This is a genomic window from Chitinophaga costaii (assembly GCF_900094705.1).
GTDB lineage: Bacteria > Bacteroidota > Bacteroidia > Chitinophagales > Chitinophagaceae > Chitinophaga > Chitinophaga costaii.
Map to the genome: position 1 here is coordinate 135,110 of NZ_FMAR01000009.1, position 23,237 is coordinate 158,346.

Here is a 23,237-nt window from a genome sequence, read left to right on the forward strand (position 1 = left end):
CCATGGCACTATTATTTCCCATCATTAACAAATAATTAAGAAATGCTTTGGAATGATTAATTATTTTCCGGTTGTTAGACTTCCAATATCGGTACCCATTGACCTTTTAACCAATTCAAAACAGACCCTTATGAAAACATACCTTAACCCCTCTTACATTTTCCGTACACCCCGCAGCAACCTGGAAATATAATACATGGGGCCCAGCAGAAAATGTAAAGTGCTCACCTTTCTCTGGGTATAGAAAAAAAAAAATGGGGAAAAAGTTCGCAAACCGAGAACTAAATAGTAACTTTGAAATGAGAAAACAATGAAAGTACACTTGGTCAAGAAGCAGACCATCGAAAACTTTACCCGGAATAATGCAGCTAGCAGGCCGGCTTTTATGTGGTGGCTTACCATTATAAAATCTGTACGTTGGGAACAGCCTTCGGATATCCTGGCCACCTTTGGCAGTGCAGATTTGCTGGGCAATGGCACGGATAAGGTAGTTTTTAATATAGGAGGTAACCATTACCGCATGATTTGCCACTATGTATTTGGGCAGCAGGAAACACATCTTTTTGTGTGCTGGATAGGCACCCATGCGGCCTATACGCGATTATGTAACGATCGGTTGCAATATACCGTGAGCAATTTTTAAAAACATTTCATCATGGATAAATTACCCTTTACCGTAATTAAAACAGAGGCGCAGTACAATGATTACTGTACGCAACTGGAAGCGCTGGTGATGATCAAGAAAAAAACACCCGTGCAGCAAGATACCATTGAGCTGATTACCCTGCTCATTGAAAAATGGGACGAAGCCCACAATAGCTTTTCCCATGCAGGCCCCATTGAAATCCTGCGCTATCTCATGCAAGAAAACAACCTCCGATCCGTAGACCTGGTAGCATTGCTCGGAATTAGTAAAAGTCTGTTATCAGATATTTTAAACTACCGGCGGGGTTTGTCTAAAGATATGGTCCGGAAGCTGGCAGGTCATTTTAAGGTATCGCAGGAAGTATTTAACCGGCCATATGCACTAAAAGGTAATGCACCTACAGCTGTAAACAAACCGTTGCTGGAAGCCAATAAAGGCATTGCCCAGCATAATTAATATTGCGTACAATAAGCCTTGACAATATATTAACAAATTACATCATAAACCATGAATGTAGCTTGCGGATATTGTGGCAACTGCCATGCCACCGGCATTACAAGAGCAACAAACCAATAATATCTATAAAAGCGTGCAGCAACTATACCGCGCTTCCCCCTAATCCCTGGCCCGTTTCAATGACTCACCAAATAGCCAGTACCATACATTCTGCAATTCATGCACATGCTCTATTGAGCGCACCCTTAGGGTATTGCCCACTTGCAAGGTCCAGCGTTGCTGCGGGGCGGCGCGCAGGAACACCTCCACATTATTGCAGGACTTAGTAAACCCATTAAAGTCCTGCGCCCTGATCGTTCCAAATCCCAGGCTAAAAAATTTCTGGGGAATTAAACGTAAAGGTTCCAGTTCGGCAGCCAGGATAGAAATCCGCTGATAATGTTCCGCGCTGATCGTGATCACTTTTTGCTGGTGTGCAAAATAATTGCCGATGCGTATATCTTCCAATTCAACCATATCCATTTACTTTAACAAGTCTAAAATACTAATTTTTTTAGCATACTATACTGAAAATTCCTTGCCCTATTTACCAGCATGCATATTAAGTTGCTACCAAAATGAGCTACCCCTGTCTTGAACAGGCCACCAGCAGCTATCTCCCAGCTACTGGGCTGGGCGGATAACTTCTACCCCATAAAATAGGGTTTATTCCCTGCCAATCTGTCATTATTCTATTAAAAAAACGTATTTTTGCCCTCCTAAATTCAATGGCTGGCCAATGTTAGAAACTGTTGTAAAGGCGCATGATGAAACCCGGCAGGGTGAAGCCTATGCCCCTCATGAAGAAAGCACCTCGCCCTTTCAGAAAAACTTTTATATTGAAAGTTATGGCTGCGCCATGAACTTTAACGATAGTGAGATTGTTGCATCCATCCTTCAGGGAGAAGGGTTTGGCGCTACCCGTAATGTAGAAGAGGCCGACCTTATTCTCCTGAATACCTGCTCCATTAGGGAGAAGGCGGAACAAACGGTACGCAAGCGACTCACAGAATTCCGTAAATTAAAAAAAGCCAAACCCGGTATGCTCGTGGGAGTATTGGGCTGTATGGCCGAACGCCTGAAGGATAAACTGCTGGTAGAAGAAAAGTTGGTGGATATGGTAGTAGGCCCCGATGCCTACCGCACCCTACCCGGCCTGATTGAAGAAGCCAACACTGGACAGAAAGCCGTGAATGTGCTACTAAGCCGGGAAGAAACCTATGGGGACATCAGCCCCATTCGCCTGGACAGTAATGGTGTGAGTGGTTATGTATCGATTATGCGGGGCTGCAATAATATGTGCACCTTTTGCGTAGTACCCTTTACCCGTGGCAGGGAACGCAGTCGCGATGCGGCTTCCATAGTGGCCGAGGCCCGAGATCTCTTTGAGCGCGGCTTCCGGGAGGTTACCCTCCTGGGACAAAATGTAGATTCTTACCACTGGATGCCATCCGACAGTGTGCCTGGTATTACCGAACCTGTAACTTTTGCCCAGCTGCTGGCCAGCGTGGCCGAGATAGATCCTCTGCTCCGGGTGCGTTTCAGTACCTCCCATCCGAAAGACATTACGGATGAAGTACTATTCACCATGGCCAAATATGAAAATATCTGCAATTATATACACCTGCCCTTGCAAAGCGGTAGTAGCCGAATATTGCAATTGATGAACCGCACATACACGCGCGAGTGGTACATCAAAAAAGTAGACCGCATCCGCGAAATATTACCCGACTGCGGACTATCCACCGACATCATTACCGGTTTCTGTACTGAAACAGATGCCGACCATGCTGATACACTCAGCCTGATGCAATACGCCAAATACGATCTTGCCTACATGTATTTTTACTCCGAGCGCCCTGGCACTCTGGCGGCCCGTCGCTACCAGGATGATATTCCGGAAACATTGAAAAAGCAACGCCTGGCCGAAGTAGTAGCACTGCACCGCCAGCACACGCTGGACAGCATGCGCAAAGACGTAGGCAAAAGCTTTAAAGTGCTGATAGAAGGCACTTCCAAGCGCTCCAGCGAGCATTTGTATGGCCGCAATGATCAAAATAAAGTAGTGATATTCCCGAAAGGTAATCTCCAGAAAGGACAATACGTGCACGTTACCGTGACTGATTGCACCGCCGGTACCTTGATCGCGGAATCCGCCACGGCGCTGTAAAGCGCCCACACGGAGCAGCAAAGTAAAAGCCTGATTTATTCAACACACACAAACAGCAGGACAATGGACTTACAAGCAATAAAAAACAGATTCGGCATTATCGGCAATAGCCCTGCGCTTAACTACGCCCTTCAAGTAGCTGTGCAGGTGGCCAACACCGACCTCACGGTACTTATAAATGGTGAAAGCGGAGTTGGTAAAGAAGTATTTTCCCAGGTTATTCACGCACTCAGCGCTCGCAAACATCATCCCTTTATTGCGGTGAACTGTGGCGCTATTCCTGAAGGCACCATCGATTCTGAGTTATTTGGACATGAAAAAGGCTCGTTTACCGGCGCGGTAGACAGCCGTAAAGGATATTTTGAAACCGTGAGCGGCGGCACTATTTTCCTCGATGAAATTGGTGAAATGCCCCTGGGCACTCAGGCCCGTTTGCTGCGGGTATTAGAAACCGGTGAATTCATTCGCGTAGGCTCTTCCAAAGTGCAGAAAACAGATGTGCGCGTGATCGCAGCCACCAACCGCGAGCTGCTGGAATTTACGCAAGATGGTAAGTTTCGGGAAGACCTTTATTACCGCCTGAACACGGTGCCTATCCGTGTACCTGCCCTGCGCGACCGCAAGGAAGACATCCCAATGCTATTCCGTAAATTCTGTGTAGACTTTGCAGAAAGATATAAAACACCCTCTATCCAGCTAGACGATGAAGCCAGGCAGATACTGGTAAGCTATCCCTGGCGCGGTAACGTGCGGGAGCTTAAAAATATGGCAGAGCAGATTTCTGTACTTTCAGAAAATAAATTGGTGAATGCACAAGAGCTGCGTCGCTTCCTACCAGAGCAGGCTGCGACCAACCGGCTGCCCATGCTAGCCCCCTCGGCCGGTAATAGTAGCAACAGCGATTTTTCTAATGAACGCGATATCCTTTACAAACTCTTTTTCGACATGAAAAAAGATGTAACGGAACTCAAAAAGATGTTCTTCGACGTACTGCAGAATCCAAACCTGGCGCACAACAGCAACTTCCAGGACAATCCCGTGCTGCATAGCTATCAGCCCGCAGAGAACAATAATTTGCAGCCTGCCCTGAACGTGTCGCAGCCTATGCAGCCCATCATTTTGCAGGGCGATCATACTGCCATAGATCATCATGAAGAAGTGGAAGAAACCCTTTCCATTGCCGACAAAGAGAAGGAACTGATCATAAAAGCCCTCAAGAAACACAAGGGTAAACGCAAAGACGCCGCATCCGATCTTGGAATATCCGAGCGTACCCTTTACCGCAAACTAAAAGAATATAATATTGCAGAGTAGCAGATTAGTAACTAACGTTCTAATAATCTATTCATTAACAATACATCTTTTTTTAAATACCTTTACACGAAATTAAATGGGCAGGATGAAACGATTGATAGGCCTGGTGGCCGTGGTGATGCTGTTTGGCGGCTGCAGCGTAAAATATTCTATTTCCGGCGCCAGTATTGACGCAGAGGCCAAAACGGTAAATGTAACTTTCATTGAAAACCGCGCGCCGCTGAACAATCCATTGTTGAGCCAGAAAGTGACGGAGGCATTAAAAACCAAGATCACCTCCCAAACCAAGCTTACCCAGGTAAATGAACCGAATGCCGATTACGAATTTAAGGGCTATATCAGTGGGTATACCTTTACCAACGCCGCTGTTACCCAGGTAGAGCAGGCCGCCACTTCCCGCCTTACCGTGACCATCAGCATTACCTTTGTCAAAAGAGTGGGCGATAAAAAGGGCTACCAGCAGTCATTCAGCCGCTCGGCAGATTTTCCTGCCAGTAAACTGCCATCTGAAGTGGAGAATGGATTGCTGGACGAGACCATTGTGCCACAGATGGTGGACGACATTTTCAACCGTGCTTTTGCCAACTGGTAATAAAATATTTATATTTAACGTATGACCGTAGAAAGGATCATTCAACATATTTTTAAGGAACCAGGCCTGGAGAAAGTGACGCAGTGGGAGCTGGAAAAGCTGGTTACCGACTACCCATTTTTCACCGCAGCCCGTGTACTGTTGGCCAAAAGAGCCTACCAACGCAGTAGCGACCTCCAACATGAGGCGGTGATTAAGGCATTGTTGTACACCAATACCCCTCATTATTTCTACCAGTTTATTCAATCTCCGCCCGATCTGGCCCCGGTGCCAGAGGTGCAATACGGCGGCGACCTTACCGCGAGTGCTGGTATTGTGCCGGACGAGGCTACGCATAATACCACCCACGACGGCATGATAGCGGAAGCAACGCCATTCGTTTCTACAGACAAGGGTACCACAACAGATGAACTACCCCATGTGGCAACCGACGAAATAAACAGTGCAGGGCCATTTCCTTCGATTGAAGAAATTACGCTGCCAGCGGCACCCATTACAGATAATACCGTTGATGATACTAGTATCAGCGCGCCAGACATGATAACCCTGCCACAAGATACTGCCCCGCCCCACATCGAAGCAACGGAGCCGGAAAAACAGCGGTTATCCTTTCATGAAGAAATGGAGGCCTTTCGTCAGCAATTGGCAGAACAAATAGCCCGAGAATCATCCGAATCCGCTATTGCAATTATTTTGCCTGTTGAAGAACCGGCCATTGATAAAACCGAACTGATAACCTCACCTGAGAAAACTCCCACAGCGGAGGATGCCCCCAGTGATTTTCATATCCGCATGGAATCTTTCCGGCAAAGCCTGCTGGCATCGGAAGATACTGCCGAAGAAGGCGCTACCGACCAGTCAGAAATGGCGGAAGATGCCGCTCACCTGCAAAACTTCAACGTACACCGTTTTCAGGATGAACTGGAAGCCATTAAAAATAGATTTTCCGTAACAGAAAACGATACAGACAGTCTTAAAGACACGTTGGAATCGGGCGCTTTTTCGGCTGCCGGCGCACTGGCAGATCAAAATACCGATTCCCCTGAAACCATAGACGCCACGCTGGAAAACGGCGACATGGCCTCTTTGCCCACTTACCCTCAAGAACCGGTAATTGGCGAAGTAAGTCAGGAAAACGAAGGTACCTTCAGGGCTACCCTGGAAGCCGGCGCCATTGAAGCAGCTGTGCAAACGGAAAATCAGCAAGGCCTGGAATCCACTTTGGAAGTGGCTGCCGGGGAATTGCAGTCATTACCGGATTTTATACAGGAAACACCTGCATTTGCTGGCATTAATGTGCAACATGAACCCGAAACCACATACGATACGCCTATCATAGAGGCCGGTCAAGATACCCAGCCAGCATTTTCCGCAGCAGATATTGCAGCGAAGGAAAGCTTAAGGACGGATAAAGAACAGCCAGCATTTTCTGTAGCAGCATCTGCGTCGGAAATTAGTTCATTGACGCATCATGAGCCGCCAGCAACTGTTAAGGAAAATTTTACTGAGGAAGCTGGCATCTTGTCCACGCAGACTGCCGAAGACGATATACCTCCCTATCCGGAAGGCACGCTTGCGGGCGAGGCCAGTACCTGGGATGATGAAAACGAGACCGCTGAAAACGAAACACCAGCCTTTTCCGCCCCCCAACCCAGCGCAGCTTCTAATGGGGTATGGCCTGAAGAACCTGCAGCGCAGGCAGCTCCCGCTGAACCAATTAACAAAGCAGACATCCAACTGGTTTCCGACGTCATTAACGATCAACTGCCCGTACCTTCATCCTTACCAGCCGAAAGTGAGGAAGCAGCCCCATCCCTCATTACCACCTGGCTACCTCCGCAGCAGCAGCAGGCAAATGGAGAGGATACGGCAGGGGAAACTGTGCCGCAACCTGCCGCAGACCATGCTACAGTAGTTCCGGAAGCGGATACCTACGAAGATGGTCCGATCAAAATTTACCCGCTGGAAATGCCGGAAGAAACCGACCTCACCTTCCAGCCCCTGTATACCGATGATTATTTTGCTTATAAAAAGCTGCAAGAACCACAGGAGGCCGAAACAATGAGTGAAAAAGGCCAGCATGAAATGAAAAGCTTTACCAACTGGCTACGTACCATGAAGGATAGCTTTGCCGAAAAAAACAAAAAAGACTGGTACCACGAGCAGTTGCACCGCTTATACGAGGAAGAGGAAGAATCAGGCATTTCCGAGCGCGTAGAAAAGATGGCACTTCGGTCTATCACCCTCGACGACGACATCGTATCGGAGACCCTGGCGGAGATCTGGGCCAAGCAACGTCAACACCAGAAAGCTATTCAGATATATAAAAAATTAAGTTTGCTTAATCCGGGCAAAAGCGCTTATTTTGCGCAAAAGATCAACGAATTACAATCAGATATTAATAAGTAGCACTTTATGTTAATTGTATTTGGAATATTAATCGTGCTGGCCTCCGTGCTATTGGGTTTCTTCGTATTGATACAGAACCCCAAAGGTGGTGGTCTGGCCGGTAACCTGGGTGGTTTTGGCAATCAGGTAATGGGTGTTCGGCAGACGACCGACGTACTCGAAAAAGGTACCTGGATACTTTCCGCTATTATTTTGGTGCTTTGCCTTACCTCCTATTTCTTTGCAGGAAGTGGAACAACATCTTCTCAGAATCAGCCCTTCATTCCGACCACAAAGAGTGCACCTGCTGCCCCAGTTATGCCGGGCACCACACCCGCTACAAGGCCAGCTAGCCAGCCAGTGCCACAGCAGCAGCCTTCAAAATAAAATTATTTATTAAAATTATTGAATATCGCCTCGCCGTTAAACGCGAGGCTTTTTTTTGGGGATGCAATGCTTATGAGTAATAAATGGTCAAAATAATATACCATTAAATACGAATTAAATTGTTATAAAAATTTAATAATCAGCATATTATAAAAATATTGTCTTCACCATGCATTTAAAATAAATGACATTCATTTGCGTTGTATATTAACAAAAAAGCATCAACAGGCATTCACCAATTTTTAGAATCGTAATGGCGAAGCAAGTCAGCAAGCAGAAAAAGAAAGATAACATCCGGAAGATCTGGATCAGGAGAAGCATATTAATTTTTTGCAGCCTAGTGGCCGGGATAGCCGTATACTTCGCTTACCGGGTGTTTGGGCCCAATACCCGCACCTTTGTCGATAAAAAATATTTTTATATCCGTACCGGCAGCCATTACACCGACGTACTGACTGGGCTGCGGGAACAGGATATCATCCGTAATGAAAAAAGCTTCGACTGGGTAGCCAAGCAACTGGATTATCCCAACCGGGTAAAGGCCGGCCGGTATCAGGTAACCCGGGGGATGAGCAACTTCGACATTGTAAAACTATTGCGCTCCGGGCATCAATCGCCGGTAACATTGGTCGTTAATAAACTGCGTACTGAAAACGACTTTGTCCGCAAAGTTTCCATGAACCTGGAGGCAGATTCTGCTGCCTTGCGTGCCATACTACATGATCCTGTGTACCTGCGGCAATTTGGATTGGATACCAATACTGTTATGTGCGCCATTCTGCCCAATACTTACGAATTTTACTGGAACACCAGTGCCGAAACAGTATTCGAGAAATTTGAAAAAGCCCGCAATGCTTTTTGGACCGATGAGCGAAAAGCCAAGGCCAGCGCCTTAAACCTCAGTGAAAACGAGGTAACCATCTTGGGCGCTATCGTGGAAGAAGAAACCAATGCCAATGATGAAAAGCCACTGATTGCCAGTGTATACCTGAACCGCTACCGGAAAGGCATGCTCCTGCAGGCAGATCCAACGGTAAAATTTGGGCTTCAAAACTTTGCCCTCCGCCGTATTTTATCAGTACACACACATTTTGATTCGCCCTACAACACTTACATCTATAAGGGATTGCCGCCAGGCCCTATTTGCACACCATCTGTAAAAACACTCGATGCGGTGCTAAATACGCCCAATACTGATTATTTATATTTTTGCGCAAGGGCTGATATGCCGGGCCACCATGCTTTTGCAGCCACTTACGAAGAACATTTGCAAAACGCCCGGAAATACCATGCCGCCCTGGATGCACGGGGACTTTAAAGGCACTTTTAAATAATACGGCTTATTTGCTTTGAAAAAAAATCGCAATAATTTAGCTTAACGATTGGATAATCAATTATTTATTACATTTGTTGCTTTAAACGGATAGAGCGCGCCCGTTCGCAATAATATGACTAAACTTGGTTACCTCATACGCAGTGCCCGCCCGGTGCGGTGGATGAAGCGCACTGCGCAGGGTCTTTACCTGCGTGGTTTCGAGGGTAGCTCCCTGTATGAAACACTGCAATTTTTCGGCACCCAAACGCGCAACCGCAGCCTGAACAGTCGGGCGGCGGCCATTTCGTTTAACTTTCTGATGTCTATCCCCCCCTTCAGTATCTTCCTTTTTACTTTGGTACCCTTTGTACCCATGCATAACCTGGAAAAATCGCTGTACGAACTCGCGGCGGATATTACACCCAACTATAACACGTTCAAAATTGTGCAGGGTGTGATCCATGATTTCATGTATACCCATCATAACGGGTTGCTATCAATCTCCTTTATAGTGGGATTCTTTTATTCATCTAATGCCGTGATGGGCATTATTATCTCTTTTTCCAAAGATCTTCCAGGTTTTACGCAGCGCAAATGGTATCAAAATCGGCTCATGGCGTTGCGGCTTACCTGCTTTTTGGTGCTACTGTTTATCATTGTTCTGGCGTTATTGGTCATGCAGGGCGCCTTATTACGATATGTAATGGAATACCTGGGCATTAGCAACCTGAAGGTAAGGGCCACGCTCAATGTGGCGCGCTGGAGCATAATTGTATTGCTGTTCTTTTCCATTATCGCCATATTGTACCATTTCGGGCCTTCCGTAGAAAAGCGCTGGCGCTACCTGACACCAGGCGCGGTGCTCGCTACAGTATTTATGATATTGGTAACCGTTGGGTTCTCCTGGTATGTGAACCATTTCAACAATTACAATAAAATCTACGGGTCTGTTGGGACCATTATGATCCTAATGCTGTATATATTCCTAAACTCTTTTGTGCTACTAGTTGGCTTTGAATTGAATGCGGCTATCCGGGTACTAAAGGAAATGCGAAACTCCGCTAAAGCAAAAGGGCAGTCCTTGCCTCAAGTATAAACCCTCTTGGATTATTTTTCATAATACCTTCACCATCAATTAATTAATCTGTTATTTTAATATTTAATATTCACAAAATATATTTAGTTTTTTAATATATTATTCAAATAGCATATTTTTACAATAGTAATTGTTACCCTTTATAAAACCTATTACTATGAAAACACTTGCCGTCGGTTTGCTGTTAGGTTCAGCAATCTTCCTGGATTTCCGGCGCGGGACAGAAGCGTTGCAAACGGGCGCTATTCTTCCCAACGCAGATGAGCCACTGTGCGAAATCTCCGGTCAGGAACTCACCCTTCATAAAGCCATGGGCGCAAACGGCCTGCTGGTGATGTTTACCAGCAACATCTGCCCTTATGTATTACGTAACCAGGCCCGCACCAATGCCGTGTGTCGTTTCGCCCAGGCCCACCAGATAGGCGTGGTATTATTAAATTCTAATGAGGCGGAACGTCAATCCAATGAATCGCTAGAGTATATGAAAATTTATGCCCGGGAACAGGGTTTTTCCTGGTACTACGCTGTAGACCAAAACTCACACCTGGCCGATGCTTTTGGTGCGGATCATACGCCGGATTGTTATCTTTTCGACAGAGAAAGCAAACTCGTGTATAAGGGAGGGATTGACGATAATCCGGGCAATGCCGCTCAGGTGAAGGTGCATTATTTACAACATGCACTGGAAGCTATATCCACTGGCAAAACCGTGACAGATCATCAAGGGGAAGATGTAGGATGCAGTATAAAGCGAATGTAATGGATGGCATTTAATATAGTCATAAATAGGGCCGGCTTCTTGGTGGGGGCCGGCCAACATATTAATAAATGAACTGGTGCGGCTAGCTATAATTTTTAGGATTACTGGCCTACGAGAAATATGGCGTTGGCTAAGAGAAGCTTACCGTTTTCCCAGAAACCACGAAAAATGGGATCGTCTGCAAGGACGATGAGTGAGCCGTTGCCGATGTCTTTTACGCCCATAACCAGGCCGTCTTGCAAGTGCGTTTTGGTATTTACGCCAACGAAACCAGTTTGATAACTATCTTTTTTAAGATAACCTACGTTCCAGCCGTTGTTTGTAAAATCAAAAAGAACATCGGTGAGTTTTAGGGTGTAATAATCGTTGCCATAGCCAAAGGCCAATGGATGGGTATTATCCAGGTAAACCCGGTAGATGGCGCCGGGAATACTTTGTTTAATTTCCTCCCTTTCCCGGTTGGCATACGGTTTCAATGCCTGGTAAGGATCTGGGTGGAGCGGTTCTGGTTCGTGTTTGAGATGGAATCCCCAATCGCCGGATTCGCTAAGATCTGCGGCTGCGCTACCTATGGCTATCAGTCGGCCACCGGCGCTTACCCAGTTGCGTAGCCGCTCGCTTACTGCTTTGCCTGCCAGCATAGGATAGTTGCCACCAGGCAGAATGAGTACATCCATTTCCTCCCAATCCAGGTCGCCCAGGTCTTCTTCATTCACAATGGAAATGGGGTAATCGATCTGCTGCTCAAAATAATGCCATACCTCTCCCACCCGGAGCGAAGAAGCATCGCTGCCAGAAAGCATGACCACCCGGGGTGGCTTAATGTAATGATTCTTGCTGGAGCCAAAATCGGAACCTTTGTCTACGAAACCGGTGGTGGTAGTGTCGAGGTCTAGCTGCATTTGTTCTGCCAGGGAGGTTACGCTGGTGTCGAAAGCGGGAACAGCATTGCCGTTGCGGGTAATAATGAGCGTTCCTGCGGAATATGTTTTACCGCCCGCACTGAAGGGCGTTTCAGCATATCTTACTTTAATATGTTTTTGCAGCAGGCCTGCCAGGAATTTTACGTCTTTTATACTGTTCCATTTGGCCAGGTAAGCGTATGGATGACTGGCAGCGAGGTGCTGATATTTGCGGGCGGGAATAGTCCCTGCGGCGGATTTGAGTGGCGTTTTTAATGCATAAGCCGTAAGCCCATATGCAAAAGGCATAGCCCAGGCAGTAATATCGTAGGTCACAGAATCGGTGAGGTGGGAATTGGGTTCGAATAATACTTGCAGCATCGTGGAACGGGGCTGGAAGGCGCTGATCACGAGATCTTCTTTGGCAATATTGAAAGCGGCTGTTTTGCCGGTGAAATAATTGTAGCCAGTGGCGGTGCTGGTGGTGGCTCCATATCCTACCAGAATATGATTGGCCTGTAACATGGCAGCCAGGTTATGCAATTTTTCTGGATTGCCATCGGCCTTTACCACATACGCTTTGTATTCACTTTTGGGGTGCTGACTGGCCTCTTCAAAAAATGTATGGAAGGCATCATTCACCTGTTTTGCCTGTTGTGATGCTACTTCGATGGTAGACATCCCGGTGGTGAAGTGATGTGCCACCCGGTCTGTGAGGGTCAGGGTATCGCCATCCCGTTGCAGCACGGCCAGGCCGGAAAAGCTGCCCCCCGCCTGTTCGTAGGTCATGCCAATGGCACCGTTGTACAGCGGATAGGTATCGCCGTAACTGGGATAAAAAAGATCGTACCGTTCTTTGGTATAGTACAACCACCCCTGTTCATCAAAATATTTCGCATTGTTCTTCCCGATGGTTACCTGGAAGCTGCGTTGCCAGGGCGTAATCACTTCATGCATGGGTTCTGCAGCAGGGGCAAAATAATAAGGGCCTTCTACGGATTGCTCATGAAAGTCTACATGCACTGCAGGCATCCATTCATTATAAACGGCAAGGCGCTGCTGTGACTCTTTCTGAGACTGCCAGGCCCAATCACGGTTCAGATCGAAGTAATAATGATTGGGTCGTCCACCAGGCCAAGGTTCCTGGTGTTCGCGGGTAGTGCGGAGGGGATCAGGCTGTTTGCGGCGAAGCGGATTGTAAAAGTTTACATAACGCTCCCTCCCATCCGGGTTCAGGCAGGGATCTATAAGCACCACGGTGTTTTGCAGCCATTGTTTGGTGCGGGCGTTGCGGGGATTTACCAGCTCATATAAAGTTTGCATGGAAGCTTCCGTGGAGGAGGCCTCGTTACCATGTACGTTATAACTAAGCCACACGATCACGGGTGCGTTTTCGCTGAAGCTGCCTTGTGCATTGGCCACAGCCAGATTTTGACGACGGATGTCATCCAGGTGCTGCATGTTATCCGGCGAAGATACGATGGCTAGCAGCAGGGGCCTGTTTTCGTAGGTGGTACCATATTGCTGAAGATGTACATTGGGCGCATTGGCAGCCATATAACGGAAGTAGGCCTCTACTTTGTAATACGGCGTATATTGGGTACCCAGCGTGTAGCCGAGAAATTGTTGCGGCGATTGGAGCGTGGAGGCCTGCCCCCGGGCGCCAAGGGCCGCCAAGAGACAGGCAATGAAGAAGAGCCTGCGCATTAAAGTTGTTGGTTGTTTAGGGTGAAGATAAGGAATGTAATTCTTCGATGTGCAGGTTGCGGCTATTCCATGGGCGGTGGACAAGGCGAAATAGCTCCTGATGTGGTGTACGTAGCACTTTGGGTGCCATCCGGCCAACTATAATAATAGGTACAATACCATAAGTTGCTTATCCTCTGCCGACCCGTCCAGATCTTCGTACCCAAGGTACATATCTCATCAATCATTTTGTAACCTTCCTCCGAACAGCTCATCGTGCAAGTGCCTTTATTATTGGCATTAACAGGGCCATCCGCCAGCAGGGCCTCGTAAGCTATACTATCGGCGAGTGCTTGTGTTGAATCAACATAAATACCGGCTACAATAGTATCTAATACAAAGTTACCCGTGTAGCCGCTGCTGCAGGTTTTCCGAAAAGATTTGATCTGTATAGTATTCGTAAAATAAGGTACCAATTGTTGCCACATGGGTAACTGGTTATCGGTGGCGGGCAAATAACTTTCCTGTAGCCAAACCAAGGTTTTCACTTCGGTTGTGGTCACACATTTTGTATCATTGGGGATCGTTACGCCTGCTTTTGCAGCGAATCGGCCATTGGCCACGTTGGCATAGATTGCTGCGTGAGGAACCGTTTGATTAGGGGCAGTGATTTGTGCCAGGGAGGTGGCCTGAATGGAACCAGTTACGTCTAATTTCATCGTTGGGGCCGCATTCCCGATTCCTATGTTACGCTAAAGCTGGGATAGATCCTAGTGTTAATGTTCCACCAGTAGTAACATTCCCTGAAACCCTCAGGGTACTGCTCAAAACTGCTGCTGCAACTACTCCTAATGTACCATTTAACATGTAAGTTATACGTTGGAGTTGTGGTTTCTATACCTACGTTTCCCCCTACTGGATTTGCAAAGCGCTTACATTTGTTATTACTAGAGGGGTTTATAGTACTAGCTTCCATAGGATGATCCTTATCTCCCACTTTCTTATGTACCTGCAACAATCTAAAAACCATTTCGCTTTTCGGAACAGCATCGTAACAGTGCGACAGTGGGTAGATCCAGTAAGTTACATAAAACTGACGGTCATCTGCCATAGTACGCGGTTGTGCTAAATTGGAAGATTCTTGAACCGTCGCTTCCGGTATAATGCCCGCAGTGCTCATAGCCTCTGCTGGTACCAACATTTTGTCTGCCAGCAATAAAGCGTGATAAAAATCACTTTTAGGAAATACTTTTGGGCAGTAACTTTAATACCTATTATTAAGGAAAGCTTTTCATTAAAATTCCACCCATGTCTACACTTGCCTCGCTGTATAAAGACAGTCTAAAAAAACGCTTGCTTATTTACAAAAACCTTGGTGAGCATACCTTTGCGCAACTGGATGAAATTCATATCCACTGGCAGCCAGCGGGCGATCCCAATAGTATTTTCATTATCGTCCGGCATATGGCGGGCAATATGCTGTCGCGCTTCACCGATTTTCTCACTACCGACGGCGAAAAACCTTTTCGCAACCGCGATGAAGAATTTAAGCCCGATACCACGGTAAGTAAAGCCAGTATGTTGGAATATTGGAACAAAGGCTGGGACTGCCTTTTCCAAGCCATCGACCACCTGCAGCCCGAAGACTTTGAAAAAATCATATACATCCGCCAGGAACCCCACACTGTAATAGATGCCCTAAACCGCCAGCTCTCCCACTACCCGTATCACGTAGGCCAGATCGTGTACCTCGGTAAGATGCTAACCGGTGAGAAGTGGCAAAGCCTGTCTATCCCCAAAGGAGAAGGCCAGTCTCAGGCTTTTAATGATAAGATGGCGCAAAAAAATAATTGATATATTTACAGCTATTAAAATTTATCCGTAGCATGAATCCATACCGGCTCCTGCTGGCCACTTGCGCCACGCTATTGCTTACCGCCTGCAACCATACCGATGAAATGCTGCAACACAAAAAATGGAGGGTGTACGATGTGCAGGTGCCACCGGAAGACGCTTACAATATTACCCAGGTAAACCAAGCCAAGGAATTTAAAAGCGGCTACTATAGCAACGCCTATTACCAGTTTCTGGATAATCATTTATTTATTGCCACCATCAATAACAAACCCGATTCTGGCCGCTATACGCTGCTTAGCGGAGATAAGGTAATTTCTATCACTGCCAGCAATGGCTCTCGCAAATCGGAACACCTCGTGACCATCACCCGACTGGACGCCGATCATTTTGATATGAAAGTGCAATCAGAAGATTTCCAGTTTATTTTATTAACAAAAAAATCAGACCACTGATAACCCCATGATAAAATATAACCTGATTGCCTTCCTGCTCTTTACCCTACCTGCATTCTCCCAACAACAAGAAAACAACGCCCTGCTCTGGAAAATAAGCGGTCATGGTCTCTCCCAACCTTCTTATCTGTTTGGCACCATGCACGTGTTATGCCAGGAAGACCTTAACTTATCTCCCGCCGTAATGCATGCCCTGGATAGCACCCAGGCCCTTTACCTGGAACTGAAAATGGACGACCCCGCCATGGTAGGGGAAATGCAGCAACACCTGCTGGGCGGCGAGGGATATTCCCTGAAAAAATTATTCACCCCCGGAGATTTCGCGCTCACCGCCGCCTATTTTAAAGACAGCTTACACACCAGCCTCGACGCTTATGAAAAATTTAAGCTTTTTACGCCTACCGCGGTACTCACCATGCACCTGCTGCCCTGCAAAACCCAGGGAAGTCTTGAAATGGCGCTCATGAATTATGTAAAGCCCAAAGGCCATCCAGTACTGGGCCTGGAAACAGTGGCCGAAGAAATGAGTACCATAGATGAGGTTCCGGACAGTGTGCAACTCAGCGGTATACTGGAAGTGGTGCGCGATCCCGCCAAAGCCCGTGCAAACTTTGCACGCCTGCGCACCGCCTACCTTGCCCAACGGCTGGACTCGATGATGGCCATTGCTCAGGAAAATAAGGCCGATGCCGCAGCATTGCAATTACTCACCATCAAGCGCAACCAACACTGGATGCCCGTGATAGAAAAGGCTATGCATGCACAACCCGTATTCATTGCCTGTGGTGCCTACCACCTCCTTACCCCCCATGGCCTGCTGGCACTGCTACGCAATGATGGCTATACTTTAACACCCGTATTCTAAAATATACCCGGCCCCGCCACCGTTTAACCTCAAGACACAGGATTTCATTTGGGATTTGCTCCCTGAAAACTGATCTTTGCCAACTAAACCCATCATCACTGAGAAAATTTCGTAAAATATCGAGGATTGTTCTGCTAAGTTTCGTAGCCTTACTGGTAATGGTGGCTATTCTTATCAATCTTCCCTTTGTACAGAACTTTCTCATAAAAGAAGCCACAGACCGCCTTTCTTCCCAACTCAAAACCCGGGTGGAAGTAAAAAATGTGGATATTTCCCTGTTCAACCGCATGAAACTGGAAGGCGTGTTGCTGGAAGACCGCAATAAAGATACCTTGCTCTACGCCGGCTCGCTGAACGTACGCATTACCGATTGGTTTTTTTTCCAGAAGCGACCGGTGATCAAGTATGTAGGTATAGACGATGGTTATATCAACCTGCACCGCTCCCCTAAAAGCAACCAGTGGAACTATGCATTCCTATTGGACGCCTTTGCCAATCCCCATCCCGACACCAGTACCAGCGGAGGGGTGGATCTCGATTTCAAGCAACTGAACCTGCGCAATATCCGTATTCATCAAATCGATGAATGGACCGGGGAAAACTGGGTGATCTCCGCTGCCCGCATTTATGCAGATGCCCGCAACCTGGACCTGGCCAAACATCACCTGGACTTGCAGCAGGTGCTGTTGGATAAATTTAACTTCATCATTACCGATTATCCCTCCTCTCCCCTGCGCCACCGCGATGCACTGCCTCCGCAGCAGGTACTCAACGATACTACTATAAAACCGGCCCATCCCACCCTGCGCTGGAATGAAACCGATTGGTCGGTGGTATTTAAATCCCTCCAAATAAAAGATGGACTTTTTGGCCTGGACGACCTCGAAGATTCGTCCGCCATACTTCATGATTACTTTGCACCCAATCATATCCGCTTTAACAGCATAAACCTCTCCCTTACCAATGGAGAAGTGGTGAAAGACAGCATCCTGGCCGATATGCGCCTGGATACCAAAGAACGCAGCGGCTTCATTGTGAAGAAACTCACCTGCCGTTGGAAAATGTCGCCCGTAGAAATGGAGTTTAAACACCTGGACCTGCAAACGAACCGTAGCCGCATCCGCGATTACTACACCATGCAGTACAACAGCCTGGATGATATGAGCTATTATGTAGATTCTATCATGATGAAGGCCAACTTTCGCGATGCCCATATTGCCTCCGACGATATCGCTTATTTTGCACCGGCGCTGGGCTCCTGGAAAAAGGATTTTAAAGTAAATGGTGAGGTAAAAGGTTCCGTGTCTAACCTTTCCGGCAAAAACCTGGACCTGGAATCGGGCCCTACCCACCTGAAAGCCAATGTACAGCTACGCGGCTTGCCCAATACCAGCGAAACCTTTATCGATGCACAGATCTCCGCACTGACTACCAATGGCAACGACATCAAACAATATGCGCCTGACCTCAATAACGTAGACAATGTGCGCCTGGACCGCATCAGTAACCTTACCTTCGCAGGCAGTTTCACAGGTTTCTTTTACGACTTTGTGGCCTATGGGAAATTTAATACCAACCTGGGCAATTTTAATTCAGATATTAACTTCAAAACCGCCAGCGCTGTGCCCGTGTACTCCGGGAATATTACTACGGACAATTTTAATATAGGCGCGCTGCTGGACATCCCTAACCTGGATGCCGTGTCTATGAACGCCAAAGTAAATGGCAACGGCTTTAATTTCTCTACCTTGAAATCTTCGGTGGAGGCCGATATACAGCGTATAACCCTCTACGGGTATACCTATAGTAATATCACCACCAAGGGAGACCTAAGCAGAAAGTTTTTCAATGGATCGGTAACGGTAAATGATCCAAATTTGGACATGGACTTTGCCGGCACCATAGACTTTAATGGAGAAAAGCCCTCCTTTAAATTTAACTCCGACATCCGCAAAAGCGATCTCAAAGCCCTGCATTTTACCCAAGACTCCATTTCCCTACAGGCCCAGGTGGCCCTGGATTTTGCCGGGGGCAATATCGACGATTTCGAAGGCACCGCACGCGTGTACGATGTGTCGCTCTTTAAAAACAAAAGCCGCGTAGAGTTTGACTCGCTCTCCATACGCACCTCCCGCGACAGCAATAATATAAAGACACTGCGCCTTCAAGGCAACGAAGTGAATGGCTTCATCCAAGGCAACTATAGCCTGCGCCAGCTACCGCAAACGTTCCAGATGCTGCTGTATAAATATTACCCCAACTATTTTCTGGCCCCCGACATTAATGATATCCACCAGGACTTTCGTTTTGCATTCGAATTTGGCCAGGTGGAAAAACTGATCCGCGCCTTCGATACCCACACCCATGGCTTCAATGGCGCTACTATTTCAGGAGCATTGAATACCGAACAGCAGGGGGGCGATGTAAAACTGGACGTAGAAATACCAAGCGCCAGTTACGACAATTACGGCATCACCGACCTGCATTTGCGCAGTACCGGAAACCTGGATCATATTAACATCAGCACCAGCATCGGTACGGTGTTAAATAAAAACAATGTATTGTTCCAGCACCCCCTTATCCTGGCCAGTTCTCACAAGGATACCTCTTATTTAAAAATAGACCTCAATGCCACCGACAGCAGTAGCATGGACGGCTTTTATGCCAAGGTGATCACCGTGCAGGGTGGGGCGCATATAAATTTCCTGAATAGCAACTTCACCTTCAACGACCGCCAGTGGAACATTACACCCGGCAATGAAATTTATTGGACTAAACATTTCCTTACGATCAAAAACCTGCGTATTTCCCGCAATGATCAAAGTATTGTAATTGCTACCAATGAAAACAATCCGGAAGACACCCACGTGAATATACGCTTGGACAACCTGAACCTGGGCGACGCCGTTCCAGTAGAGGCACTGAATACCCGCATAGAAGGTATTGTATCTGGCGATATCAATATCAGTGAACTTTCGGCCAACCTGGATGCACAGGCAAATATATCTGCCCAGCAATTCCGGGTAGACAATGACTCTATTGGCAAACTGGTGCTGGAGGCCAACTACCGCCACGATAACCAGGACCTTTCGGTGGACCTGCACTCCGACAACCCGCTGCGCAGTTTTGCCATACATGGCAGCGCAGGCCTCTCCAGCGCTCATAACAAATTGGAAGGCACTATAGACCTGGATGGCACCTCCATAGGGTTACTGGAACATTATATCAGCGATTATGTAACCAACATTTCCGGTATTGCCAATGGTCAATTAAAAGTGGGCGGCACCACCGCGCAGCCCTCCGTTACCGGACAGCTTACGGTAGATAGTATTGGTGTTAAAGTACCCTACCTGGGTACGTATTATCATATCCCCCACCTGAGTATTAACATGGACGATAACCTGATCGAGTTTGGTAAATTCACCTTGGTGGATAAGAACAACAATACTGCTCAGGGCAATGGATACATTTCCCATGATCATTTTGCTAAACTGAATTTCGATTTCGACATCAGTACCAATAAATTTGTTCTCCTCAATACCACCTCCGCCGATAATGACCTGTACTATGGCGACGTTACCGCCAGTGGCAAAGTATATTTTTCCGGCCCTATGAACAACTTGTTATTAAGGGTAGTGGAACGGCCCCAAAGCGGCACCCATATTTACCTGCCCATGTCGGAGAGTAAGGATATTGGTAAATACGACTTCATTACCTTCAAACAATATGGCCACGATGTAAAAGTGGAAAAGAAAAAAGACAACGTAAAGCTGAACGTGAAACTGGAGATCGCCGCCAATCCTGATGCACAGGTAGATGTGATCCTGGACGCCAGCACCGGCGATGTAATATCAGCCAACGGCACTGGCCAGTTAAACATCAACGCCTCGCTGGATGGTGATTTCAGCATATATGGCAATTACCTCATTAACAACGGATCTTACAACTTTACCTTCCAGCGCCTCACCAGTTGGAAGTTTGATATTGAGAAAAATAGTACCCTCATCTGGAACGGAGATCCTGATGCGGCCCGTATGAATATTACGGCCCGCTACTCCCTGCCCAAAGTGAGCCTCTATAACCTGTCGGCCCCTGGCACTGCCGCCACCGACAAGCTGGCCACGCGTACCGAAAAAGTAGACATCATCCTCACCCTGCGCGGGGAGCTGCTGCAACCTAATATCGATTACAAAATTGAACTGCCCGATGTAGGCAGCGTATCCTACGAAAGCGGCGTGGCCGCTAAACTGGCCGAAATAAACCGCGACCAGAATAAAGCCCTGCTGCAAATGTATGGCCTGCTACTGGCCAACCAGTTCATCCCTGAAGAATCAGGCACCGGAGTGGCCTCTGCCGTAAACGTAGGCGTAACCGGCAAGAACAGCGTGGGCCAGGCCCTCTCTGCACAGGCCTCCGCTATCCTGAATAATATTACTGGCAACCTCACCAAAAGCAATGGCATTGGCATTAACCTGAACTACCGGGCTTATAATGTTACCAATGTAGACAATAGCAACAACGACCGTAACCAGGTAAGCGCAGGCATTAGCAGCAACCTGTTTAATAACCGCTTCCGCATCTACGTGGGTGGGGACTATGATTGGGGTAAAACCGCTACTACAGCTAGTTCCAACCGCTTTGCCGGCGACTTCCGCTTAGAATACCTGCTTACCGCCGATGGGCGCATCCGCGTGAATGCCTTCAGTAAAAGTGATTACGATGTGTACTACCTGGCCAACCGTACCAAGGCCGGTTTGGGCCTGTCCTATATCCGTGAGTACAATCGTTTCCGTGAGCTGTTTTACAACCGCCGCCAGCTTCACCAGCAAGATTCCCTGCGCGTAAAGCAGGAGCAATCGCGCCACATCATCGATACCAGTGGTGGTGCTAAGAAAAACTAACATCCTTGCTCCGCAAACATTAAAAAAGGCCGCTCCTTTCGGAACGGCCTTGCGGATAAATTATCGCAAACACGCTTACAGTGTGCCTTTTAAAATTTCGTGTCCCAGCTTATCGCGCTTGGTTTGCAGGTAAAATGCATTGTGTACATTCGGATGGATTTCAATGGGCACATTCTCCACGATTTCCAGGCCATAACCACTCAAGCCTACCCGTTTGCGCGGATTATTGGTCATGAGGCGAATTTTAGTCACTTTCATCTTACGCAATATCTGAGCGCCCACACCGTAATCGCGCTCATCGTTTTTAAAACCCAGTTCCAGGTTGGCCTCCACCGTGTCACGGCCCTGTTCCTGAAGCTTGTAGGCTTTCAATTTATTCATGAGTCCAATACCACGACCTTCCTGGTTCATATATAAAATAAGTCCCTGCCCTTCTTTTTCCACCATCTGCATAGCGGCCTGCAATTGTTCTCCGCAGTCGCAACGCATAGAATGCAGGATGTCTCCGGTGAAGCAGGACGAGTGTACACGCACCAGCACAGGGTCGCCTTCTTTCCAGTCACCTTTTTTAAGGGCCATGTGGATTTCGCCACTGTCCTTTTGTTTAAAGGCATACAATTCAAAGTCGCCGTATTTGGTGGGCATATGTACATTCACTTCCTCTTCGATCAGGCTTTCCTGTTGCAAGCGATAAGCAATAAGATCTTTTATTGAAATTAGCTTCAGGTCAAATTTTTTAGCGATTTCTATCAGTTCCGGCAGGCGGGCCATGGAACCATCTTCATTCATAATCTCCACCAGCACGCCGGCAGGCTCAAAACCGGCCAGGCGGGCCAGGTCTACCGTAGCTTCTGTATGACCGGAACGCCGTATTACGCCACCTTTTTGCGCTTTGAGCGGGAAGATGTGGCCTGGTTTGCCCAGTTCTTCGGGTTTGGTATCAGGGTTTATAAGTGCCTGTACCGTTTTGGCACGGTCGGAGGCCGAAATACCGGTGGTACACCCGTGCCCCAACAAATCTACCGATACGGTGAAAGGCGTTTGGTGCAACGCCGTATTATCCACCACCATGGGTTGTAAGTTCAGCTCCTCGCAACGCTCTTCAGAAAGCGGGGCGCAGATAAGGCCGCGACCATGGCGGCTCATGAAATTAATAACTTCTGGTGTTACATTCCGGGCGGCGGTAATAAAATCGCCTTCATTTTCCCGGTCTTCATCATCTACAACGATTACCAGTTTGCCCTGTTTTATATCTTCTATGGCCAATGCAATTGAATCCAGCATATAACATTCCTCCACTAAAACTTAATGTTTGAATGTCAAAGTTACTACATTCAAACGGTTAAAAATGAGTCACTACCCTCCCGGATAGTTCACCTTTGCCCCCATTAAAATCACACATTTTGACCAA

Annotated in this window: 18 protein-coding genes; 14 read left to right on the top strand and 4 right to left on the bottom strand. The window is 47.3% G+C overall.

The window, feature by feature from the left end:
* Positions 1 to 310: 310 nt before the first annotated feature.
* A complete protein-coding gene (locus GA0116948_RS13580; RefSeq protein WP_089713147.1) occupies positions 311 to 643 on the top strand; it encodes a type II toxin-antitoxin system HigB family toxin in 333 nt (110 codons plus the stop codon).
* Between the two features lie 12 nt (positions 644 to 655).
* Positions 656 to 1,102: a helix-turn-helix domain-containing protein gene (locus GA0116948_RS13585; RefSeq protein WP_089713149.1), complete on the top strand. Its 447-nt coding sequence runs from the start codon at positions 656 to 658 to the stop codon at positions 1,100 to 1,102.
* 159 nt (positions 1,103 to 1,261) lie between these two features.
* Here GA0116948_RS13585 and GA0116948_RS13590 read toward each other — a convergent pair whose 3' ends face one another.
* Positions 1,262 to 1,618, bottom strand: a complete 357-nt coding sequence (locus GA0116948_RS13590; protein WP_123891808.1) for a hypothetical protein — start codon at positions 1,616 to 1,618, stop codon at positions 1,262 to 1,264.
* A 262-nt stretch (positions 1,619 to 1,880) separates the two neighbouring features.
* Here GA0116948_RS13590 and miaB point away from each other — a divergent pair, with 262 nt between their 5' ends.
* From miaB to GA0116948_RS13630, 8 genes are all read left to right on the top strand, one after another.
* Complete coding sequence (gene miaB / locus GA0116948_RS13595) at positions 1,881 to 3,311, top strand: tRNA (N6-isopentenyl adenosine(37)-C2)-methylthiotransferase MiaB (RefSeq protein WP_089713152.1); 1,431 nt, start codon at positions 1,881 to 1,883, stop codon at positions 3,309 to 3,311.
* Positions 3,312 to 3,374: 63 nt separating this feature from the next.
* On the top strand, positions 3,375 to 4,625 hold the full coding sequence (locus GA0116948_RS13600) for a sigma-54 interaction domain-containing protein (RefSeq protein WP_089713154.1): 1,251 nt from the start codon (positions 3,375 to 3,377) through the stop codon (positions 4,623 to 4,625).
* Positions 4,626 to 4,710: 85 nt separating this feature from the next.
* Positions 4,711 to 5,217, top strand: coding sequence for an LPS assembly lipoprotein LptE (gene lptE, locus GA0116948_RS13605; protein ID WP_165798475.1), 507 nt, complete (start codon positions 4,711 to 4,713; stop codon positions 5,215 to 5,217).
* Between the two features lie 21 nt (positions 5,218 to 5,238).
* Positions 5,239 to 7,626: a prolipoprotein diacylglyceryl transferase gene (locus tag GA0116948_RS13610; protein WP_089713159.1), complete on the top strand. Its 2,388-nt coding sequence runs from the start codon at positions 5,239 to 5,241 to the stop codon at positions 7,624 to 7,626.
* A gap of 6 nt (positions 7,627 to 7,632) precedes the next feature.
* Positions 7,633 to 7,992: a preprotein translocase subunit SecG gene (gene secG / locus GA0116948_RS13615; protein ID WP_089713161.1), complete on the top strand. Its 360-nt coding sequence runs from the start codon at positions 7,633 to 7,635 to the stop codon at positions 7,990 to 7,992.
* A 253-nt stretch (positions 7,993 to 8,245) separates the two neighbouring features.
* Entirely contained in the window at positions 8,246 to 9,310 is a 1,065-nt protein-coding gene (mltG, locus tag GA0116948_RS13620) for an endolytic transglycosylase MltG (RefSeq protein ID WP_089713163.1), read from the top strand.
* Positions 9,311 to 9,440: 130 nt separating this feature from the next.
* Positions 9,441 to 10,403, top strand: coding sequence for a YihY/virulence factor BrkB family protein (locus GA0116948_RS13625; RefSeq protein ID WP_089713165.1), 963 nt, complete (start codon positions 9,441 to 9,443; stop codon positions 10,401 to 10,403).
* A gap of 157 nt (positions 10,404 to 10,560) precedes the next feature.
* Positions 10,561 to 11,163: a redoxin family protein gene (locus GA0116948_RS13630; RefSeq protein ID WP_089713166.1), complete on the top strand. Its 603-nt coding sequence runs from the start codon at positions 10,561 to 10,563 to the stop codon at positions 11,161 to 11,163.
* A 101-nt stretch (positions 11,164 to 11,264) separates the two neighbouring features.
* Here the strand turns inward: GA0116948_RS13630 and GA0116948_RS13635 are convergent, their stop codons facing one another.
* Complete coding sequence (locus GA0116948_RS13635) at positions 11,265 to 13,772, bottom strand: M14 family metallopeptidase (protein WP_089713168.1); 2,508 nt, start codon at positions 13,770 to 13,772, stop codon at positions 11,265 to 11,267.
* A 62-nt stretch (positions 13,773 to 13,834) separates the two neighbouring features.
* Positions 13,835 to 14,470: a DUF5977 domain-containing protein gene (locus tag GA0116948_RS13640; RefSeq protein ID WP_089713170.1), complete on the bottom strand. Its 636-nt coding sequence runs from the start codon at positions 14,468 to 14,470 to the stop codon at positions 13,835 to 13,837.
* Between the two features lie 589 nt (positions 14,471 to 15,059).
* Between GA0116948_RS13640 and GA0116948_RS13650 the strand changes: the two genes are divergently transcribed.
* The 4 genes from GA0116948_RS13650 to GA0116948_RS13665 all read left to right on the top strand — a co-directional run bounded on the left by GA0116948_RS13650 (position 15,060) and on the right by GA0116948_RS13665 (position 21,826).
* Complete coding sequence (locus GA0116948_RS13650; protein ID WP_089713174.1) at positions 15,060 to 15,605, top strand: DUF1572 family protein; 546 nt, start codon at positions 15,060 to 15,062, stop codon at positions 15,603 to 15,605.
* A 32-nt stretch (positions 15,606 to 15,637) separates the two neighbouring features.
* Entirely contained in the window at positions 15,638 to 16,060 is a 423-nt protein-coding gene (locus GA0116948_RS13655; protein ID WP_089713176.1) for a hypothetical protein, read from the top strand.
* 7 nt (positions 16,061 to 16,067) lie between these two features.
* The gene (locus GA0116948_RS13660) at positions 16,068 to 16,925 is read left to right on the top strand and encodes a TraB/GumN family protein (protein WP_089713178.1); all 858 of its coding nucleotides are present in this window, start codon (positions 16,068 to 16,070) and stop codon (positions 16,923 to 16,925) included.
* 158 nt (positions 16,926 to 17,083) lie between these two features.
* Positions 17,084 to 21,826, top strand: coding sequence for a translocation/assembly module TamB domain-containing protein (locus tag GA0116948_RS13665; RefSeq protein ID WP_089713180.1), 4,743 nt, complete (start codon positions 17,084 to 17,086; stop codon positions 21,824 to 21,826).
* Positions 21,827 to 21,901: 75 nt separating this feature from the next.
* Here the strand turns inward: GA0116948_RS13665 and GA0116948_RS13670 are convergent, their stop codons facing one another.
* A complete protein-coding gene (locus tag GA0116948_RS13670; protein ID WP_317041919.1) occupies positions 21,902 to 23,125 on the bottom strand; it encodes a bifunctional 3,4-dihydroxy-2-butanone-4-phosphate synthase/GTP cyclohydrolase II in 1,224 nt (407 codons plus the stop codon).
* Positions 23,126 to 23,237: the final 112 nt, after the last annotated feature.

Coding starts and splice junctions, on each gene's coding strand:
- GA0116948_RS13580 (WP_089713147.1), top strand. CDS start 311: ATGAAAGTACACTTGGTCAAGAAGCAGACCATCGAAAACTTTACCCGG.
- GA0116948_RS13585 (WP_089713149.1), top strand. CDS start 656: ATGGATAAATTACCCTTTACCGTAATTAAAACAGAGGCGCAGTACAAT.
- GA0116948_RS13590 (WP_123891808.1), bottom strand. CDS start 1,618: ATGGTTGAATTGGAAGATATACGCATCGGCAATTATTTTGCACACCAG.
- miaB (WP_089713152.1), top strand. CDS start 1,881: ATGTTAGAAACTGTTGTAAAGGCGCATGATGAAACCCGGCAGGGTGAA.
- GA0116948_RS13600 (WP_089713154.1), top strand. CDS start 3,375: ATGGACTTACAAGCAATAAAAAACAGATTCGGCATTATCGGCAATAGC.
- lptE (WP_165798475.1), top strand. CDS start 4,711: ATGAAACGATTGATAGGCCTGGTGGCCGTGGTGATGCTGTTTGGCGGC.
- GA0116948_RS13610 (WP_089713159.1), top strand. CDS start 5,239: ATGACCGTAGAAAGGATCATTCAACATATTTTTAAGGAACCAGGCCTG.
- secG (WP_089713161.1), top strand. CDS start 7,633: ATGTTAATTGTATTTGGAATATTAATCGTGCTGGCCTCCGTGCTATTG.
- mltG (WP_089713163.1), top strand. CDS start 8,246: ATGGCGAAGCAAGTCAGCAAGCAGAAAAAGAAAGATAACATCCGGAAG.
- GA0116948_RS13625 (WP_089713165.1), top strand. CDS start 9,441: ATGACTAAACTTGGTTACCTCATACGCAGTGCCCGCCCGGTGCGGTGG.
- GA0116948_RS13630 (WP_089713166.1), top strand. CDS start 10,561: ATGAAAACACTTGCCGTCGGTTTGCTGTTAGGTTCAGCAATCTTCCTG.
- GA0116948_RS13635 (WP_089713168.1), bottom strand. CDS start 13,772: ATGCGCAGGCTCTTCTTCATTGCCTGTCTCTTGGCGGCCCTTGGCGCC.
- GA0116948_RS13640 (WP_089713170.1), bottom strand. CDS start 14,470: ATGAAATTAGACGTAACTGGTTCCATTCAGGCCACCTCCCTGGCACAA.
- GA0116948_RS13650 (WP_089713174.1), top strand. CDS start 15,060: ATGTCTACACTTGCCTCGCTGTATAAAGACAGTCTAAAAAAACGCTTG.
- GA0116948_RS13655 (WP_089713176.1), top strand. CDS start 15,638: ATGAATCCATACCGGCTCCTGCTGGCCACTTGCGCCACGCTATTGCTT.
- GA0116948_RS13660 (WP_089713178.1), top strand. CDS start 16,068: ATGATAAAATATAACCTGATTGCCTTCCTGCTCTTTACCCTACCTGCA.
- GA0116948_RS13665 (WP_089713180.1), top strand. CDS start 17,084: ATGGTGGCTATTCTTATCAATCTTCCCTTTGTACAGAACTTTCTCATA.